This window comes from Shewanella sp. NKUCC06_TVS, from assembly GCF_019345515.1.
GTDB classification, from domain to species: domain Bacteria; phylum Pseudomonadota; class Gammaproteobacteria; order Enterobacterales; family Shewanellaceae; genus Shewanella; species Shewanella oncorhynchi.
On record NZ_JAHKQX010000001.1, the window covers coordinates 1 to 18,768 of the forward strand.

The 18,768-nt window shown below is 44.9% G+C and carries 17 protein-coding genes; 7 read left to right on the forward strand and 10 right to left on the reverse strand.

Features of this window, described 5'->3' with window-relative positions:
• From KO531_RS00005 to rpsU, 5 genes are all read right to left on the reverse strand, one after another.
• The coding region (locus KO531_RS00005; protein ID WP_275956680.1) for a transposase DNA-binding-containing protein at positions 1–498 on the reverse strand (498 nt) is incomplete at its 3' end.
• 155 nt (positions 499–653) lie between these two features.
• The gene (rpoD, locus tag KO531_RS00010) at positions 654–2,492 is read right to left on the reverse strand and encodes an RNA polymerase sigma factor RpoD (protein ID WP_105249892.1); all 1,839 of its coding nucleotides are present in this window, start codon (positions 2,490–2,492) and stop codon (positions 654–656) included.
• A 135-nt stretch (positions 2,493–2,627) separates the two neighbouring features.
• Positions 2,628–4,352: a DNA primase gene (gene dnaG, locus KO531_RS00015; protein WP_219250065.1), complete on the reverse strand. Its 1,725-nt coding sequence runs from the start codon at positions 4,350–4,352 to the stop codon at positions 2,628–2,630.
• Positions 4,353–4,435: 83 nt separating this feature from the next.
• Positions 4,436–4,879, reverse strand: a complete 444-nt coding sequence (locus KO531_RS00020) for a GatB/YqeY domain-containing protein (RefSeq protein WP_028760869.1) — start codon at positions 4,877–4,879, stop codon at positions 4,436–4,438.
• Positions 4,880–4,885: 6 nt separating this feature from the next.
• Positions 4,886–5,101: a 30S ribosomal protein S21 gene (gene rpsU / locus KO531_RS00025; RefSeq protein ID WP_006080725.1), complete on the reverse strand. Its 216-nt coding sequence runs from the start codon at positions 5,099–5,101 to the stop codon at positions 4,886–4,888.
• A 215-nt stretch (positions 5,102–5,316) separates the two neighbouring features.
• Between rpsU and tsaD the strand changes: the two genes are divergently transcribed.
• Positions 5,317–6,333, forward strand: coding sequence for a tRNA (adenosine(37)-N6)-threonylcarbamoyltransferase complex transferase subunit TsaD (gene tsaD / locus KO531_RS00030; protein WP_219250066.1), 1,017 nt, complete (start codon positions 5,317–5,319; stop codon positions 6,331–6,333).
• Between the two features lie 83 nt (positions 6,334–6,416).
• On the opposite strand, the gene plsY is transcribed toward tsaD, so the two are convergent.
• Positions 6,417–7,028 carry a glycerol-3-phosphate 1-O-acyltransferase PlsY gene (plsY, locus tag KO531_RS00035; protein ID WP_219250067.1) on the reverse strand — a complete coding sequence of 204 codons (612 nt, stop codon included), beginning with the start codon at positions 7,026–7,028 and terminating at the stop codon, positions 6,417–6,419.
• 268 nt (positions 7,029–7,296) lie between these two features.
• On the opposite strand from plsY, the gene folB reads away from it, so the two are divergent.
• From folB to KO531_RS00055, 4 genes are all read left to right on the forward strand, one after another.
• The gene (gene folB / locus KO531_RS00040; protein WP_219250068.1) at positions 7,297–7,647 is read left to right on the forward strand and encodes a dihydroneopterin aldolase; all 351 of its coding nucleotides are present in this window, start codon (positions 7,297–7,299) and stop codon (positions 7,645–7,647) included.
• Between the two features lie 68 nt (positions 7,648–7,715).
• Positions 7,716–8,219 carry a 2-amino-4-hydroxy-6-hydroxymethyldihydropteridine diphosphokinase gene (gene folK / locus KO531_RS00045; RefSeq protein WP_219250069.1) on the forward strand — a complete coding sequence of 168 codons (504 nt, stop codon included), beginning with the start codon at positions 7,716–7,718 and terminating at the stop codon, positions 8,217–8,219.
• 18 nt (positions 8,220–8,237) lie between these two features.
• The gene (locus KO531_RS00050) at positions 8,238–9,038 is read left to right on the forward strand and encodes an undecaprenyl-diphosphate phosphatase (protein ID WP_173246178.1); all 801 of its coding nucleotides are present in this window, start codon (positions 8,238–8,240) and stop codon (positions 9,036–9,038) included.
• 118 nt (positions 9,039–9,156) lie between these two features.
• A complete protein-coding gene (locus KO531_RS00055; RefSeq protein WP_219250070.1) occupies positions 9,157–9,999 on the forward strand; it encodes a putative RNA methyltransferase in 843 nt (280 codons plus the stop codon).
• Positions 10,000–10,623: 624 nt separating this feature from the next.
• Here the strand turns inward: KO531_RS00055 and KO531_RS00060 are convergent.
• Both KO531_RS00060 and KO531_RS00065 read right to left on the reverse strand, forming a co-directional pair.
• Positions 10,624–10,890, reverse strand: coding sequence for an Lpp/OprI family alanine-zipper lipoprotein (locus tag KO531_RS00060; protein WP_006080732.1), 267 nt, complete (start codon positions 10,888–10,890; stop codon positions 10,624–10,626).
• Positions 10,891–11,123: 233 nt separating this feature from the next.
• Entirely contained in the window at positions 11,124–12,374 is a 1,251-nt protein-coding gene (locus tag KO531_RS00065; RefSeq protein WP_219250071.1) for a multifunctional CCA addition/repair protein, read from the reverse strand.
• A 178-nt stretch (positions 12,375–12,552) separates the two neighbouring features.
• On the opposite strand from KO531_RS00065, the gene KO531_RS00070 reads away from it, so the two are divergent.
• Both KO531_RS00070 and KO531_RS00075 read left to right on the forward strand, forming a co-directional pair.
• Positions 12,553–14,226: an ExeA family protein gene (locus KO531_RS00070; RefSeq protein WP_168823468.1), complete on the forward strand. Its 1,674-nt coding sequence runs from the start codon at positions 12,553–12,555 to the stop codon at positions 14,224–14,226.
• Entirely contained in the window at positions 14,226–15,314 is a 1,089-nt protein-coding gene (locus KO531_RS00075; protein ID WP_219250072.1) for a general secretion pathway protein GspB, read from the forward strand. Before KO531_RS00070 ends, KO531_RS00075 begins: the two co-directional genes overlap by 1 nt.
• A 107-nt stretch (positions 15,315–15,421) precedes the next feature.
• Here the strand turns inward: KO531_RS00075 and nhaD are convergent, their stop codons facing one another.
• Both nhaD and hemL read right to left on the reverse strand, forming a co-directional pair.
• Positions 15,422–16,669 (reverse strand): sodium:proton antiporter NhaD, encoded by a 1,248-nt coding sequence (gene nhaD / locus KO531_RS00080; protein ID WP_028760859.1) that lies wholly within the window; start codon positions 16,667–16,669, stop codon positions 15,422–15,424.
• A 798-nt stretch (positions 16,670–17,467) separates the two neighbouring features.
• Complete coding sequence (hemL, locus tag KO531_RS00085; RefSeq protein ID WP_219250073.1) at positions 17,468–18,760, reverse strand: glutamate-1-semialdehyde 2,1-aminomutase; 1,293 nt, start codon at positions 18,758–18,760, stop codon at positions 17,468–17,470.
• Positions 18,761–18,768: the final 8 nt, after the last annotated feature.

Sequence of the window (18,768 nt, forward strand, 5' to 3'; positions counted from 1 at the left end):
TTCTTTCTGTTCATAATCACGTTTGGCACGTTGTTTTTTCTGGCCATAGGCTTCGCGGTCGCGTGCCCAGCGATGCTGCTCAATCAGTCCAACGACTTGCTGCGCCTTGGGGGCAAACAATAAAACCGTGTGCGCTTCCAGTCCACTGGAGTGTTTGTGGGCAGTGGTGTGTCCAAGTTCTGCAGCGACACTTTGATGGGTGAATTCCAATGACGTGGTGTCTTCCAGTGCCAGCAGGCAGTCAAATGATCCGCAGGCCTGCACTGTGGCAGCAAAACCTGCCTCAGCAATCGCTGCCGGACTGATATGCTCGTTACGGACAAAGCGATAAGCGGCTTCAATGTCTGCACTGGATGAAAGGGATTGCACGATAGATTGTCCTGTATGAGCTGCAAGTTGAGCCGCCAACTGTACAAGCCGTTTGGTCCTTCGTACATCCCCTAATTGTGCGCGCTGAAAAATGCTCTGTGCCCAGAGTGATGGTTCACTTAAAAACATGGTATGTGGTATCTGAAACAAAAGGTCAGGATCAGATCAGGGTAATTGAAAATGGTTCAAAAAAATCCCCCGGGGCAAACTGAGGGATTTGTGTAGAAGAGACAGGCATGGGCAGGGCTTCAATCCATCTTAGATGACTTTAGGCTTGTAACAGCCTATTCATCTAGGAACGATTTTAAGATTTCTGAGCGTGAAGGGTGACGCAGTTTGCGCAGTGCCTTAGCTTCAATCTGACGAATACGTTCACGGGTCACGTCGAACTGTTTACCCACTTCTTCAAGTGTGTGGTCAGTGTTCATATCGATACCAAAACGCATACGCAGTACTTTCGCTTCACGGGCGGTTAGACCTGCTAACACTTCGTGAGTGGCGTTTTTCAAGCTTTCGCTGGTCGCTGAATCCAGTGGTAATTCGAGGGTTGTATCCTCGATAAAATCACCTAAATGCGAATCTTCATCGTCACCGATTGGGGTTTCCATGGAGATAGGTTCTTTAGCTATTTTCAGTACCTTACGGATCTTATCTTCCGGCATCATCATACGCTCAGCCAGTTCTTCAGGTGAAGGCTCGCGGCCCATTTCCTGTAGCATTTGGCGAGAGATACGGTTCAGCTTGTTGATCGTTTCGATCATGTGTACTGGAATTCGAATAGTACGCGCTTGGTCGGCGATAGAACGGGTAATCGCCTGACGGATCCACCAAGTTGCATAGGTCGAAAATTTGTAACCACGACGGTATTCGAATTTATCCACGGCTTTCATTAAGCCAATGTTACCTTCTTGGATTAAGTCCAAGAATTGCAGACCACGGTTGGTGTATTTCTTCGCGATAGAAATTACCAGACGTAAGTTTGCTTCAACCATTTCTTTTTTCGCACGGCGAGCTTTGGCTTCACCGATTGACATACGACGGTTGATGTCTTTTATAGCAGAAATTGCTAAGCCGGTTTCTTCTTCAACTGCTGCAAGCTTGGTACGACAACGAATGACGTCATCTTCAACCATTCTTAGGCCTTCGGCATAAGGTTTCGTTGAGGCTTTCTCTGTGTTGAACCAATCGAGGTTGGTTTCGTTGCCAGTGAAGAATTTGACGAAGTTTTTCTTCGGCATTTTGGCTTGTTCAACGCACAGTTTTAATACTAAACGTTCTTGAACACGCACGCGGTCCATCATAGTGCGCATGCTTTTGACTAAACGGTCAAACTGCTTAGGCACTAAGCGGAATTCTTTGAATATTTCGCCGATTTCGAAGAGGGCTTTTACCGATTCAGGGTGTTCACGGCCCTTAGCTTCGATAATTTTCAGTGCGCTTTCGTAAGCGGCTCTGAGTTGACCGAATCTTTCACGAGCTTCTTCAGGATCAGGCCCTTTGTTGCCTTCTTCTTCATCTTCGCTGTCATCGTCATCCTCTTCGTCATCTTCATCGTCCAGCTCTTCTTCAGATAATTCTGAGCCGATGTGAGTGGCGGTCGGGGCGACGTCATCTTCGTCCGGGTTTACAAATCCAGAGATAATATCAGATAAGCGCAGTTCGTCGGCTTCAAATTGGTCGAATTGCTCAAGGATCATAGCGATCGCTTGTGGATATTCGGCGACTGAACTTTGAACTGTGTTGATGCCTTCTTCGATGCGTTTGGCGATAACAATTTCGCCTTCGCGAGTCAGAAGCTCAACGGTACCCATTTCACGCATGTACATGCGCACGGGATCGGTTGTGCGGCCAAGTTCGCTTTCCACTGTTGCCAGTGCTGCGGCGGCTTCTTCTGCTGCATCTTCGTCTGTGTTGTCTTCCGACATCATCATGTCATCGGCATCGGGGGCTTCTTCGAACACCCGGATACCCATGTCATTTATCATCTGGATAATATCTTCGATCTGGTCAGAATCGACCATGTCTGCAGGTAAGTGATCGTTCACTTCTGCATAGGTTAAGTAACCTTGCTCTTTACCTTTGGCAAGCAACAGCTTAAGTTGCGACTGCGGAGTATGATCCATAGATATCATCCAAGTTGGGAAACTGTTACAACGACGGACACTTAGCATAAGCCAAGTGCCGCGCAAATCGTCAATTATAGCCGTGTGCACATATCTGTGCTAGTCACTGGGGTAGCGAATGAGGACATTTTTGCCTCAGTTTACCCCTTTCATGACTGAGATCAGCTTCGAGAGCTGCATCTTCTCTTCTTTTGTATGAGTCTGCTTTAGACTCAATTCCTGATATCGTTGTTCAATATATTGATTGTTCAACCAAACCAGGGTTTGTTTAAACTTTTCGAGCAAGTTTTCATCCGCCACTTGATGGTCCCATTGGGCCAATTTATGGAGAGTGCCGCTGTAAGGGTGCTCTCTGAATTGTTCAAGTAGTTGTGCGCTGTTTAACGTTTGCTCTCGAGTCATCTCCAATAACAGTGGCAGCAATTCTATGCCTGGCATCTGCAAGTGGGCGAGTGCGGGTTGTGGGGGTAAACCCATACCCAGTTTAGGATGTTGTACTAGCAGTGCGATGGCGAGTCGCAATGGTGTACCGCGTCCTTTTAATCCTTTACTTGCCATTGGTTTAGCTTGTTTTACGCTAAAGCCTAGCTTCTTTTTCATATCTTCTGAGCTGTTCATTCCTAACTTGTGAGCTAAGTTCTCAAGCAGTAAATTTTGCAGCACAGTGTCTTGAATTTTTTCAATTAAGATAAAAGCTTGTTTCGCTAAGTTGCCTTTATCTGTACCGTATTTTGTCGCTAACGTGTCAAATAGAAACTCGGGTAGTGCAATGGCAGAGTCCATTAAGGTTTCAAATGCATCTTTACCAATTTTACGTACCATAGAATCAGGATCTTCTTCCTGAGGCAGGAACATAAATCGCACTTGATCGCCCGGCTTTAATAATGGCAATGCTGTTTCTAAGGCGCGCCATGCCGCTTCAGTACCCGCTCTGTCACCGTCGTAACAGCAAATCACTTCTTTAGCGCTGCGCAGCAAAAGCTGAAATTGCTCTGCTGTGGTCGAGGTGCCTAATGATGCGACAGCATAATCGACGCCAAATTGCGCCAATGCCACCACATCCATATAGCCTTCAACGATCAGTACTTTGTCTGGATCGCGATAGCGCTGCTTTAGTTCATAGAGACCATAAAGCTCATTGCCCTTATGAAATATGGGCGTTTCTGGAGAATTCAAGTATTTGGGTGTGCCATCACCTAAAACTCTGCCACCAAAACCAATGACTCGTCCGCGCCTGTCGCGGATAGGAAACATGAGGCGGTCACGAAATCTGTCGTAACGTTTCCCACTGTCGTTGCTAATTAACATACCCGCAGTCAGTAACTTATCCTGCGCATCTTGATTCTGACGATAGCGGCCCAATAAGCCATCCCAACCGTCTGGCGCAAAGCCAATACCAAAATGTTCTACTACATCATCGGATAAACCGCGATAGGCAAGATAATCGATAACTTTTTGTTTATCTTGGTGTTGTCTAAGTTGGTTTTGAAAGTAAAGGCTCGCTTCTTCCATGAGTTGATATAAGTCACGACTTAAACCGTCATCATGTCGCTTGCCTGTGCCTTGTTCTCTGGGAACCTCTAATCCAAGTTGGCCCGCCAAATCTTCAATGGCATCAATAAAATCGAGTCGGTCATACTCCATCACAAAATCGATGGCGTTGCCGTGAGCACCGCAGCCAAAGCAATGATAGAACTGTTTATCACGGCTGACGGTAAACGAAGGTGATTTTTCGCTATGAAAAGGACAACAGGCCGAGTAGTTCTTACCCGCCTTTTTCAAGGGCACCTTACGATCGATAAGTTCGACTATGTCAGTGCGAGCGATTAGCTCATTGATAAAATCACGAGGTATTGCCATTGAGTGCTTAAAATCCCGCCTTGCGCGAATTTAAACAAACAAGCCGCGCATAGGCACGGCTTGTTCATACAGTGAAACGCTAATTATTGCAATTTAGCACGGATCATAGCGCCGATAGCGCCCATGTCTGCACGTCCTTGCACTTTAGATTTCAATGCTCCCATTACTTTGCCCATATCCGCCATGGCGGATGCACCTACTTCTACAATAGTTGCATCGATGAGCGCCGCGATTTCCGCCTCTGTGAGAGGGGTAGGCAGGAAAGCTTCAATAACTTGAATCTCTGCTGCTTCCACGTCGGCCAACTCGTTACGACCCGCTGCTTCAAATTGAGCAATCGAGTCACGACGTTGTTTCACCATTTTGGTTAAGACCGCTATAACCTGTTCATCAGTCAGAGATTCGCGGGTATCCACTTCAATCTGTTTGATGGCGGCTAATGCCATACGAATAGTGCTCAAGCGCGCCTTCTCTTTGGCGATCATGGCCTGTTTCATATGGTCTTTTAGCTGATCAATTAGGCTCATATGAGATTAATATAAACGTACGCGACGTGCGTTTTCGCGAGAAAGCTTCTTAGCTAAACGTTTAACTGCAGCTGCTTTTGCGCGCTTACGTGCAGTAGTTGGCTTCTCGTAGAATTCACGAGCACGCACGTCGGCTAAAATACCAGCTTTTTCACAAGAGCGCTTGAAACGACGCAGAGCTACGTCGAATGGTTCGTTTTCACGTACTTTAATAATTGGCATACGCCATCACCCCTTAGGTGTAGGTTGTTCTGGTTCAATTGCTCGAACCAAGTCTATTTAAAATGGTGCGGAATTTTATACCGAGACACCTAGGCTTGTAAAGCCCTAAAACTGAGCTCAGTCCTATAGTGGACTCAATATGGCCTGCGCGACTGGAGTAATTGAGCGCTTGCAGGTAGAATTGGCGCCCTTTAGTTAGCAATTGATGAGACACCATGCGGGTTTTAGGTATTGAAACATCCTGTGACGAGACAGGTATCGCCGTCTATGACGATGAACTGGGCTTATTATCTCATACTTTATACAGTCAGGTTAAGTTGCATGCTGACTATGGTGGTGTGGTGCCTGAACTGGCGTCACGTGACCATGTGCGCAAAATTGTGCCGCTTATTCGTCAAGCGCTGAAAGATGCAAATACTGAAATTGCTGATCTCGATGGGATTGCCTATACCAAGGGGCCTGGTTTGATTGGTGCTTTGCTTGTTGGCGCTTGTGTGGGGCGGTCACTGGCGTTTGCTTGGGACAAGCCTGCAATCGGTGTTCACCATATGGAAGGGCACCTGCTGGCGCCTATGCTTGAAGATGACGCGCCCGAGTTCCCATTTGTGGCCTTATTGGTCTCTGGTGGCCATTCTATGTTGGTTAAAGTCGATGGAATTGGCCGCTATGAAGTATTAGGCGAGTCTGTTGATGATGCTGCGGGTGAAGCGTTTGATAAAACAGCTAAGTTAATGGGGCTGGATTATCCCGGCGGTCCGCGTTTAGCAAAGCTTGCTGCTAAAGGTTTACCTGCAGGGTATAAGTTTCCGCGGCCTATGACCGATAGACCTGGACTCGATTTTAGCTTTTCGGGTCTAAAAACTTTTACCGCTAATACCATTGCTGCCGAACCTAACGATGAACAGACTCGTGCCAATATTGCTCGTGCTTTTGAAGAAGCTGTGGTTGATACGCTAGCGATTAAATGTCGCCGTGCACTGAAGCAAACAGGCTATAACCGCTTAGTGATCGCCGGTGGCGTGAGTGCGAATACGCGCTTAAGAGAAACCTTGGCTGAAATGATGAGCTCGCTTGGTGGACAAGTGTTTTATCCCCGTGGTGAGTTTTGTACCGATAACGGCGCCATGATTGCCTTTGCAGGATTGCAGCGTTTAAAGGCGGGGCAGCACGAAGATTTGGCGGTAAAGGGTCAGCCAAGATGGCCGTTAGATACCTTGCCACCTGTGGCATAAAACGCCTTTGATGTTGATAGGTTATGTTGAAACAAAAAAACTGCGCTTATAGCGCAGTTTTTTATTGGGATAATGTTGTCACATTAAGATTTGTTAGGCGTTTTTTTACGTGAAACTTTGGACTCTTCACCTTTAAGTAGCCGTTGGATATTGTCTTTATGGCGAATAATGATAAGCGTCGATAGCATGGCAACGGGAATGGTAAATCTGTCGTCTAACCACCAAGTATAAAGTGGCGCAAGCAAGGCCGTCAGAATAGCTGCAAGGGACGAGTAGCGGCTAATTAAGAGGAGGACAATCCAAGATGCCATTAAGCAAATGGCTAAATCATCGCCAATGGGAGCCATAGCGCCAAAAGCTGTTGCGACACCTTTACCCCCCTTAAATCCAAAAAATACGGGATAAATATGCCCAAGGCAGGCGGCGATAGCGATAAGTCCGAGTGATACTGCATCTATGCCCATCAGATAGGCTAAATAAGATGGCAGGGCGCCTTTGAGCATGTCGAAAAACAACACCATGGCAGCCGAACTCGCGCCGCCAATTCGCAGTACATTGGTGGCTCCCGGATTACCTGAACCCTGTAATCTTGGATCGGGTAAACCCCTCATTCTACAAACCAGCACAGCACTCGAGATTGAACCTGCCAAATAGGCGGCCAAAATCATCAAAAGTGTCAGTGTTAATGGACTCACATTGGTTTCCTTACGCGTCTTAAGGTATTATCGCGCAACAATTTAAAAAGCTGACTCAGTTGTCAATCCCGCTATAGGTTTGTGGAATAACTCGCCCATTTGAGGTTGAGATATTTTCTGAATGAGTAAATCCTTTTAGGGCGTTATCCTACTGTGGATTGGCTCGAGTAGAAAGCAAATTAGTTATCTGTCAGAAGATTGCGGATTATACAGCTAGGATCGCTTTTAGCTTATCAGACCTCATAGTAGTAAGTTAGTTGGAGAAAGCATGGATAAAGTACTTATACGGCAATTACGCGTCGATACTGTGATTGGTGTCTATGAGTGGGAAAAGACAATCCATCAGAGCCTTTTGCTAGATTTAGATATGGCGTGGGATAACAAACCAGCCGCCGTGACAGACGATTATCAATATGCGCTTTGCTATGAGACAGTTTCCAATCGATTAACAGAACTTATTACTGAGTATCCAATCGAGTTAATCGAAACGGTTGCCGAGCGCGTAGCGGATTGCTTACTTCAAGAATTTAACGTGACTTGGGTGAAAGTTGTCGTGATGAAGCCGGGGGCAGTCGCTACTGCCGCGTCTGTTGGCGTTGAGATAGAGCGTTCACGTTAGATAAGAGTTTGATCAACTCGACTGTTGATTAAGAAATCATGTTTATCTTCAGATAAATTGGACATTGCATGGCACGTATTTATATCAGTCTAGGTAGCAATATCGAGCCTGAACAACATCTGCAAGCGGGATTAAAATCGCTGCGAGCGTGTTTTGGGCCGCTGCGCCTCTCTTCTATGTATGAAAGTGAAGCGGTAGGTTTTAGTGGCACTAACTTTCTGAATATGGTTGTTAGTGCTGAAACTGACCTTAATATTGCTGCGGTAGTTGCGCAGTTTAAGCAAATCGAGCAGAATCACGGCCGGCTTGTCGGGGCGAAGAAATTTAGCCCAAGAACTTTAGATTTAGACCTGCTGCTTTATGACCATGTGGTATGTGAAACGCCCGTTACGCTCCCCCGTGCAGAGATAGTTAATAATGCCTTTGTGTTATGGCCATTAGCCGAGTTAGCGCCGGAATTGATTCATCCGTTGGTTGATAAAAGCTATGCCAGTTTGTGGCAAGAGTATGATAAAGAGTCACAGCGACTTTGGCCTGTGATGTTTGAATGGCCCCAAGGGCTGACGTTTTAATTTATTGATAGGATTGTCATGGATACGTTTCAGGTCATTATTTTAGCGCTTATTCAAGGGCTAACTGAGTTTTTGCCTATTTCTAGTTCAGCCCACTTAATTCTGCCTGCTCAGCTTTTAGGCTGGGAAGATCAAGGTTTGTCATTCGACGTGGCGGTGAATACGGGGTCGTTATTTGCTGTGGTGATTTATTTTAGACACGAGTTATGGACTATGTTTAATGCTTGGGTTGCAAGCATTTTTAAAGGTCAGCAATCCGAAGACAGCAAGCTGGCATGGTGGATTATTCTGGCGACGTTACCCGCTGTATTTTTTGGTTTTATGGCTAAGGATTTTATTGCAACTCACCTACGTAATACAGAGGTTATCGCGGTCACGACAGTCGTTTTTGGTTTATTATTGTGGTGGGCTGATAAGATGTCGCGCCGCGATTTAACAATCTATCAGACTGGATGGCGCAAAGCCTTGTTAATTGGTTTCGCCCAGGCGCTTGCTTTAATCCCTGGAACTTCACGTTCTGGTGCCACTATGACCGCGGCGCTAATGCTAGGTTTGAGTCGAGATGCTGCGGCTCGCTTTTCATTCTTAATGTCAGTGCCTGTGAGCTTAGGCGCGGCAATTTTAGTGGGTAAAGATTTGGCGGAAAGCGCGCTGCCAATTGATTATCAAGCATTGATCTTAGGCACTTTGATTTCCTTTGTTGCAGCTTATGCATGTATTCATTATTTCTTGAAAATCATCAGCCGCATGGGAATGACCCCGTTTGTTATTTACCGTTTAGCACTGGGTGCTGTGCTGTGTGGATTTATTTTTTTGTAGTCATTCCAGTTTAGTCATCATAGTGAAATTATGAATAATAGAATCGGGTCAAGTACCCGATTTTTGTTTTTGGAGCTTCCTCATTTTTCTGAAGCTTAACTTATTTTTGGAGCTTTATATGGGTCTCGAATATCAGTGTCCAACCTGCGGACTTGCGTTAAAACAACACAAAGCCTCCCAAGGTTTTTATTGTGCAAATAAGCATCATTTTGATCGAAATGAGCAAGGTTATTGGGTTTTCACTAAACCACAACGCCAAAAGCCGACAGGGGATTCGCGCGAGCAAGTTAGGGCTAAGCGTTTTCTTCTCGAATCAGGCATCTTTTCGCCTTTAATCGATAAATTGGCTGAGATAATCACCGGCTCTATCAAGCCTGACGCTTGTTTATTGGATTATGAATGCGCTGAGGGCTTCTATTTGCGTGCTTTGGCTTCCAAGTTGGCAGAGGTCGAAAATCCGCGAAACGTCCAGTACGTGGGTGTAGCGGACGCAGAAAATGCTATTTTTGCTGCAGCAAAAGCGCAGACTCCTGGGATCTTGTGTTTAAGCTCTTCTAAAAAATTACCCTTTGCCGATAATTGTGTGGATTTTATTACTGTTATTGATAGGCCGTTAAAGGGAAAAGAGTCTGTCAGGGTATTGAAAGATGATGGGACCATGTTACTGGTTATGCCTGGGCCACGACATCTATGGCAACTCAGAGAATATATTTATTCCGACTTGGCTGAAAAACCTTTCCAAGTGAATTTACCCTCAGCATTATTGGTAAAAGAAACTCAGTCACTGCGCTTTACTTTATCAGTTACAGGTGAACAGGCATTAACGTTATTGGATATGGCACCCTATGCGTGGCGTGCAACTGACAAGATGAAACACGATATTCAAGCTAATCATTTTGAGTCGCTAGAAATTGACTATGTATTAGTCTTAGTACATAAACGCGTGAGTGAATCGCTATAGGTTAAAACTTGCAGTCGATGCGGTTAATTTTAAAACAATTCATAGGCTTAGCTAGATGGTTTTTTGATGTTTTAAAAGGCTATATTACTCAAGTCTATGATTCTGTTTGACGTTTTTATGTTATTTTTATGTTGGATAGGCTGAAGGTGTTATTATTTTTAACTTTAGGCCTATTTGTTCAGTGACAAATACAACCTTCTTATTGCCTTTGTTTCCCATATAGCCTCGATTTTTTTTATCTATAGCTGTGCTTTAAATTAATAGCTTTCATTTCCCATGAATACATTTTTTATGATAATGAGGCTGATTGTTAGGGATGCTTAAAAAACGCAAACGAGAAGTTTAGATTAATAACGCGACTTTATTTAAAAGAGGGATAGCACTCGTTTATACAGAAGTATGCCAAGGCTAACTTTTAGGGGGGGAGGTAGGCGAATCGCCTTTAACATGCCTTTGGAAGTTTAAAATCAATTTAGCGATTTTGTATTGCCGCATTCGCTATTCTTTGCATGGCAATCTTGAATTGTAGGTATAAAAAAAGGCTTAGATTGATGTGCTTATCGCTTTCATCTTTCTTAAGCCTTTTGTCTTAACTTACTAAATAGTAAGCTAAATTACCTTTCATTACTTCTTGTAACGAGAAGCAACGTTGTCTAAACGGTCGTTTGCGCGTTTAGCTTCTGCTTGTGCGTCCATAGATGCTGCTTTTGCATCTTTAACGTCTGCAGATAGTTTGCTTTGCTCTGATTTCAGAGAACCAACATCAGCTGACAATTGATCAACTTTGTTGCCCAGAGTTGCAACGCTTTCTTCCAGAGCAGTAGTGTTCGCGCAACCACCTAGTAGGGCAGTCATTGCTAAACCAGCAATCATCAGTACTTTTTTGTTCATTGTAAAAAATCCCTTAAAATAGGTTGGATTTGAATGTTTCGTTACTTTGTAAGCGAAACTGCCTAATTATGACATAGCTATTTTAATTTGCTACGAATATTAATGTGTTTAACCACTATAGGCATATAAATTTTTTTTAAAAGCTTTTTTTCTATGTGATATCGACATTTCTAATCGTAAAAAGGGGCATTATTCACCATGCAGTGATGCACGACTTACAAATTCATTACAATTTACTGGTTATCCGTCGGCAGTTTTGTTTGCATTTTTTGTTTAAACTGACAGACGGCTTCAACTCGATGTAAATTTAAGGCTTGTTTTATCTCTGCGCCTTGGAAACCAGTGGCAATGATGGCGGCAATATCGACATTATTGGCGACAGTGAAGCACTGAGTTAAATACTCTCCCTGAGGATATGGGATGTTTTCAAATCCTGTGCGGCCACGCATATCTGCTGTGCAAGCTAATATAAGTTGCGTTAAGCGCTCTGGTTTACGCCAAAAGTCAGCTTTATCGAATATTTTAACGATAGTTTCGGCTCTGAGCTCGAATGCCTGATGGACGTTCTGATGTTGGTCGCTGACGAGCAACGCCAGATCGCGTGCCTCATTTGGTACTCGTAAACGTGTACAGAGTGCTTTTATGAGTGGCAAGCCTTTCTGGCCGTGGCCGTGATGCTTTGGTAAATGCTCTTTTGGGCTCAGTGCTTTGCCCAAATCATGTACTAGGGCGGCAAACCGAACGCTTTTATCTCCAGTGAGCAGTGCGGCTTGAGCGAGCACCATTAAGGTATGCACGCCAGTATCTATTTCAGGATGCCATTTTTCAGGTTGAGGTATGCCAAATAAGGCGTGAATTTCAGGGAATAGGACTTCGAGTGCGCCACATTGGTGAAGTACCTCAAAAAAAACCTCTGGGTGAGGTCCGCCTAAACTTTTATCAACCTCTTGCCAAACTCGCTCCGCCGTTAAAGCGCTAAGCTCATCGCTTGCGCTAATTTGACGCATCAGTGCCAGGGTTTCTGCGGCAATTTGAAATCCTAAGGCATGAAACCTTGCGGCAAAGCGGGCGACGCGTAACACTCGCAGTGGATCTTCAACGAAAGCATCCGACACATGGCGTAACTGGCGCGCGTTAATATCCTCAATACCATTAAAAGGATCATATAAGTTGCCCTTTTCATCTTGGGCGATCGCATTGATGGTTAGATCTCGGCGCAACAAATCTTGTTCTAAAGTCACATCAGGGCTGGCGTGGCAGCTAAAACCACCATAACCCAGACCAATTTTTCGTTCGGTTCGGGCTAAAGCATATTCTTGTTGATTTTTGGGATGTAGAAATACGGGGAAATCTTTACCCACTTGGCGGTAACCCTGTTGCAGCATTTGTTCTGGTGTTGCTCCAACGACGAGGTAATCTTTATCTTTAATGGGAAGATTGAGCAGGCTGTCACGTACAGCACCGCCGACGAGATATATTTTCACAGGCAAGATTCGGCTAATGTGTCATGAACATAGCTTATCACGCTCATTAAGATGATGGATAAAGTCGTCGCGAGATATTTGCGCACTTATCTGTCACATTGATGTTGCAGATATTTTGACAATAACATTGGGACGCTTTAACGTGGGGCGTTATTTTTAAATTAGGATGATTGGTGGTATGTACAAGGCCTTTTACGGACTCAGCGATAACCCTTTTTCAATTGCACCCAATCCCCATTATTTGTTTCTGAGTGATAGGCACAGAGAGGCGTTAGCCCATTTAACCTATGGGTTAGGGGAAACGGGCGGCTTTGTGTTGTTAACAGGGGAAGTCGGCACGGGTAAAACAACAGTATCTCGCTGTTTACTTGGGCAATTGCCCGACAATACCGATACTGCTTTTATCCTTAATCCGTCGTTAACTGAGCTTGAATTACTCGCAACGCTTTGTGATGAGCTTAAGATTTCCTACGGCGACAATCCTACACTCAAGCAATTGACTGATCACTTGAGCCGTTTTTTATTGGCGAATCACAGCAAAGGTCGTAATACCGTGCTCATTATCGATGAAGCACAGCATTTACGTCCTGAGGTGCTGGAGCAATTGCGTCTTCTGACCAATTTGGAGACGGACACTAAGAAGTTACTGCAGGTGATTTTAATCGGTCAGCCGGAATTACAGCTGTTATTGAAGCGCCAAGAATTGCGTCAGTTAGCTCAGCGGATCACGGCTCGTTATCATTTATTGCCGCTCAATGAAGATGAAATCGCCCTCTATGTGCTGCATCGTTTGCAAGTGGCAGGGCGGTTTGAGCCTTTATTCACCCGCAAAGCCGTTAACGTTTTGCAGAAATACAGTGGCGGCATCCCTCGATTAATTAACCTTTTATGTGAACGTTCACTGATGGCAGGCTATGCACAATCGCGGGTGCCCATAGATCATCATATGGTGCGGCAAGCCGCGGCTGAAGTATTAGGTGAAGAAGAACCGACTCAAAATAGGTATTTGTGGCCGACAGCAACCGCTGTGGCGTTATGTGTTGCGTTTGGTGTGTCTTATTGGTTATTTACTGATAAGTCAGTCAATACGGCGCCAGCGTCCAATTTGGTTACTGAGTCTGTGCCAACAAATGTGGCGTCATTAAATGCTCAAACCTTGGGTGGTGAAGGCGTCGCTGATAAGTCAGTAAAACCGACTAATCAACCAAGCGGTCAGACTTCCATTCCCGATCCTAATCAACGTCTGTTAAACGAGGCGATTAATCAGAGTCGCAATATCGATACTGCTTTTGCAGGTTTATTTAGCGTGTGGGGCAAAGTGCCCTATAAAGGCTTGACGGCTTGCCAATCGGCGGTTGAGCAAGGATTAGCTTGCTATCAACAGCAGGGTAACTGGATGTCACTGACTCGGCTTAATTATCCGGCTGTCGTGTATTTGGTTGATGACAAGCAACAAGATTTTTATGGTGCAGTGCTTGCGGTAGAGGGGGAACAATTACTGATGCAACTGGGTGAGCAACAACTTTGGGTTGATAGAGCTTGGTTTAATCAACATTTCAGTGGCACCTTCGAAATATTATGGCAAGCACCTAATTTGCCTATGATGGATATCAGTCAAAAATCGAGTCCTGGTCAATTACAGTGGTTAGAGAATGCGTTAGCCCATGTGAATGGTCGTAGCCCCCGTCGGGTTAATCAATTTGATGTGCAATTGGAAAATGATCTTAAAACCTTCCAAAGTCAGCATGGATTAAAAGCCGATGGTATTGCAGGGAATCAAACATTAGTGAGATTAAATTTGTATTTAAGTCAGCAAGGCCCAAGGTTAACTGATGATGGGGCGCGCAGCTGATGTCCATTTTACTCGATGCCGTAACCCGCAATAAACAACAGCAACAATCACCGTTACCTGATGCTGTGATGACGCCAAGGGCGAATTATCCACAGCCACGTAAATCGGGTGTGCCGATAGGAAAACTGTCTATATTAGTCGTTGCAGTTGCCGCTGGAATTGGTGTGGCTTGGGGATTAAGCGTTTGGAATAAAACTCGACTTCCCCAAAGTGGTACAGTGGCAGTGGCTAATGTACTGCCATCAATTTCATCATTGCCAGCTTCGACTGGGATTAAAAATGAGCTTCAGTCTACCGCGGTAGGATCTGCCTCTGAGCTCCAAGTTGAGCCCAGTGCTGCTTCAGGTGTTCGGCTTGCTGGGAAAGTGGCGCTTCCTCGGACGCAGACTTTACCCGAGCTAACGGTATCGCCGCAATTTCAGGCTGAGACTGTAGTATCAAATGCGCCTCAAATGAATGCTAGCGCGAATATAACGACCAATTCTGTTGGCATGCCGGCTCAAAGTGATAGCAATTCGGGTTTTAGTGATTCAAGCTACGCAGATTATATGTCGACGTCAGCCCAAGTCGATGCGGCAAGTCAGGAAGCGGTTGTGCCAGCAGCAGAGACGCAAGCACAGCAGCCTATGATGTTAGGTGCTAATGCCAATGAGTCGGGTCTAGCGAGTCTTGAAGCCCTGCGCCAACAAGTCAGTGCCGCGGCGGAAGATGTCGGTTTAGAGACCAATAAAAGTCGCGATGAAGATAAGTTAGTGGCTTCCTTTCAAAATGCATTAAAGGATGTGGAATATGTTAATGCTGCAGAGACGAATGTCACTGAAGCTAAATTAGATCCGATCCCCAAAACTGCTGTGGATGAAATTCCGAAATACGGCCAATTACCTGCAGGTCTGCAATTACAAGTGCCTGAATTTAATATCGTTGCTCATGTTTATTCCAGCGACCCTGCCCAGAGATGGCTGAATGTAGACGGTGCCGAGTTACAAGAAGGGGATATGATTGCTGGTAAGCTGAAAATCATCTCTATTCGTCCAAGGGACATAGTGTTAGATATTCAAGGAACCCAGTTTAAAGTGCCCGCAATCTAATCAGGTATTACGATAAGTCATGCTAGCGGTTATTTGTGGTAACAATGAATAAGTAGTTGATAAAAAAGGCGCACTAGGCGCCTTTTTTGATCTTAGTGAATATCAACTTAATCAAACAGTCTGTTGGCTAAGAATAGGGTCAGTGCGTAACCGACGCTGTAGCAGAGGAAAAGTGCAGGAACATATTTCAAGTAACTCACAAAAGTCAGTTCTTTCACTTTACTCATGGCAACAATACCTGATGCTGAACCGATAATCAGCAGTGAACCACCGACTCCGACGCTGTAAGTCAAGCCAAGCCATTCAGGAGTACTCAGCACTGGATTGGCTTTTAACAATGCCGCAGTTAGCGGTACGTTATCAATTAAGGCTGAGCCCATACCCGTGACGAAGTTAGAGATGTTTGGATTAAACTGAGTATAAGCTTCAGTCAACATGTCTAAGGTGCCAATTTCTTTAAGCATACCAACGAGCAGTAAAATACCTAAGAAGAACAACAGAGTGTCGTATTCAACTTGGCGAATATACTCTAGGATCTTGATTTCTTCTTTATCACTGCGCGTGGTATGACCAATCAGGAACATAATTGATAGACCCGTTAAGAAGGTTAACACTGGCGGGATACCAAACAATATGTTGAGTAGCATGGTCATTAAAATGGTGCAGAAGAAGACGAGGGCAATCAATACATCAACGGTTTGATAAGTATGTTTGATTGGCGTCGTGCTCACAACACCTTCGGCTTTGAGTGAGAATAGGGTTGCCAGTAAAATCACGCTGACGGCTGAAGGGATAAACAACATCAATAGTTCAGACATATGCACATGTCCAGCTAAGAAGATCATCAGTGTCGTTACATCACCAGTGATCAGGGCTACACCGCCTGAGTTCACCGCGAAGATAATCAACACTGCCATTCTACGGCGCATTTGCTTATCGAGTTTAAAGGTGGTTAATAAACCTAAAGACACTAAAGTCGCGGTGACGTTATCACAAAATGCTGAGAGCACGAGTGCAAATAGGGCGACTTGGATCATTAACATACGCACTGATACTTTCTGCGGAAAAAGCTTTTGCACCATGATTTGGATCATACCCTTAGCATTCAAATATGCTACGAAGGTCATGGTCGACATCAGAAAGAGCCAAAGTGTGGCAATCTCGAGCAAATTTTCATTGAGCTGATGGGCAACGATTTTCTCATTAGCCGGTTCCCCTGCAGCCATAAACAGCGCTACCCAAGAGATACAACCAAAGAATAAGGTGGTTTTTGCTTTATTAAGGTGGGTCACTTCTTCGAAAATAATACTGAGCAATGCGAGCACGGCCAGTAAGATGAGAAAGGTATTTAACATAACTGCAATTCCAACTGCTGTTTTGATGTCGTAGGGCGACTTGAGTCAACCTAAAGATTGGGCATATCAAGGCTAAATTAAGCTAGCCGTGTTAGCGCGTGCGGATCAGAACATAATGGGCTAGAGAACGCAACTGTTAGCTGTAACTCAATTTAATGCTTCTTTGTGATGTCTATCTCATGCTTTTGGGTTGCTAATTAGTTTTATATATTGGTTATTGTGATTATTGTAGCGTTATTAACTGTATTGTTTGATTTGATTACCGCGTTAAAAGTGAGATCTACGATTAAAGTCTAATCAGTTAGTTTGCATATTCTTCAATTAATTTTTATTCAGGTCGTTATTCCTGAATTGTCATGCCTATGTAGGCAGGCATTTTTAATGCTTGCTTTTTGAATGAGTGCCACTCGGAAGTAGGGTGCTCTTAGCACTCAGTCCTGCAGAATTCTGCGTCTTGAGCTTGTTTGGGTATCAATACTGGATATTGTGTTTTTGGAGTAGAGGAAAATGACATTTGTTATCTGGAGTCTTTTGCTTTTAGGCTCACTCGTTTGGTTAACGTATTGTGGTAAGCAACTTATTGCGCTGGGCGTGATGGGTTGGCCTTAGCACGTTATTGAGCATATCCACTTGACCTTACAATTCATGGTGGCTGGGATAATATTTAAATCGGCTTTAGGTTCTAAAAAGTCTGATCGTTATTAAAGCGACACAAAGCTAACTAAATCGAATAAAAGCAAAGGGACGCATTGGCGTCCCTTTGTTATGTTTAAACGGCTTAAATACTAAAGTTTAGGCTTAGCTTGCCGCTTTCATGCTAGCCAATACGCGATCTGCCGCTTCTAAGGTTAAGCGCATCTCTTCTTCGCCATGAGCCATTGACAGGAAGCCAGCTTCATAGGCACTTGGCGCCAAGTAAACACCTTCATCTAGCATGCCGTGGTAGAAAATACGGAACTGTTCGATATTGCATTGGGTCACTTGGTCGAAACGAGTGATCTCGGGTTGTTCCGTGAAGAAGAAACCGAACATACCACCAACATAGTTGATCGCCATTGGAATACCGTGCTTATCCGCAGCCGCTTTAAAGCCTTCTGCAATACGTTTGGTTTTCGCGCTCAATGCTTCGTACAGACCTTCTTCACACAGGGCTTCCATTTGTGCCAGACCCGCTGACATCGCAATGGGGTTACCCGATAACGTACCCGCTTGATAAACCGGACCCGTAGGAGCGATAAATTGCATCACATCTTTACGGCCACCGAAAGCACCCACTGGCATACCGCCACCAATCACTTTACCGAGTGTGGTTAAGTCTGGTGTGACGCCGTAGTAACCTTGAGCGCCACTTAATGATACGCGAAAACCTGTCATCACTTCATCGATAATCAATAGCGCGCCAAACTCATCACACATATCACGCAGGCCTTGAAGGAAACCTGGGATAGGTGGAATGCAGTTCATGTTGCCAGCAACGGGCTCGATGATGATGCAAGAAATCTCAGTTGGATACTGTTCGAACAGGGTTCTAACTGAATCTAAATCGTTATACACAGCGGTTAAGGTGTGCTTGGCAAAATCTTCAGGAATACCGGGTGAGCTAGGTTGACCTAACGTTAACGCGCCAGAACCCGCTTTCACTAACAGGCAATCTGCGTGGCCGTGGTAACAACCTTCGAATTTTAAGATCTTGTCACGATTAGTAAAACCGCGTGCTAAACGGATAGCACTCATAGTAGCTTCTGTGCCTGAACTCACCATGCGTACTTGCTCGATAGAAGGCACCATAGAGATGACTTTTTCGGCCATTTGCACTTCAAGCTCAGTTGGCGCACCAAAAGATAAGCCATTTTCCACCGCTGCTAATACAGCTGCACGGATTTTAGGATGGTTGTGGCCGAGGATCATCGGGCCCCAAGAACCGACATAGTCGATATAAGCTTTGCCATCGGCATCGTAAATATAAGCGCCGTTAGCTTTTTCAATAAACAGGGGCGAACCGCCTACACCATTAAATGCACGAACCGGAGAGTTAACGCCGCCGGGGATGGTTTTTTTAGCCTGTTCAAATAGCGCTTCGGAACGGGTCATGTTTAGTC

Coding starts and splice junctions, on each gene's coding strand:
- KO531_RS00060 (WP_006080732.1), bottom strand. CDS start 10,890: ATGAACAAAAAAGTACTGATGATTGCTGGTTTAGCAATGACTGCCCTA.
- KO531_RS00020 (WP_028760869.1), bottom strand. CDS start 4,879: ATGAGCCTAATTGATCAGCTAAAAGACCATATGAAACAGGCCATGATC.
- nhaD (WP_028760859.1), bottom strand. CDS start 16,669: ATGTTAAATACCTTTCTCATCTTACTGGCCGTGCTCGCATTGCTCAGT.
- rpoD (WP_105249892.1), bottom strand. CDS start 2,492: ATGGATCATACTCCGCAGTCGCAACTTAAGCTGTTGCTTGCCAAAGGT.
- folK (WP_219250069.1), top strand. CDS start 7,716: ATGGCACGTATTTATATCAGTCTAGGTAGCAATATCGAGCCTGAACAA.
- folB (WP_219250068.1), top strand. CDS start 7,297: ATGGATAAAGTACTTATACGGCAATTACGCGTCGATACTGTGATTGGT.
- dnaG (WP_219250065.1), bottom strand. CDS start 4,352: ATGGCAATACCTCGTGATTTTATCAATGAGCTAATCGCTCGCACTGAC.
- KO531_RS00055 (WP_219250070.1), top strand. CDS start 9,157: ATGGGTCTCGAATATCAGTGTCCAACCTGCGGACTTGCGTTAAAACAA.
- KO531_RS00075 (WP_219250072.1), top strand. CDS start 14,226: ATGTCCATTTTACTCGATGCCGTAACCCGCAATAAACAACAGCAACAA.
- hemL (WP_219250073.1), bottom strand. CDS start 18,760: ATGACCCGTTCCGAAGCGCTATTTGAACAGGCTAAAAAAACCATCCCC.
- KO531_RS00050 (WP_173246178.1), top strand. CDS start 8,238: ATGGATACGTTTCAGGTCATTATTTTAGCGCTTATTCAAGGGCTAACT.
- KO531_RS00070 (WP_168823468.1), top strand. CDS start 12,553: ATGTACAAGGCCTTTTACGGACTCAGCGATAACCCTTTTTCAATTGCA.
- tsaD (WP_219250066.1), top strand. CDS start 5,317: ATGCGGGTTTTAGGTATTGAAACATCCTGTGACGAGACAGGTATCGCC.
- rpsU (WP_006080725.1), bottom strand. CDS start 5,101: ATGCCAATTATTAAAGTACGTGAAAACGAACCATTCGACGTAGCTCTG.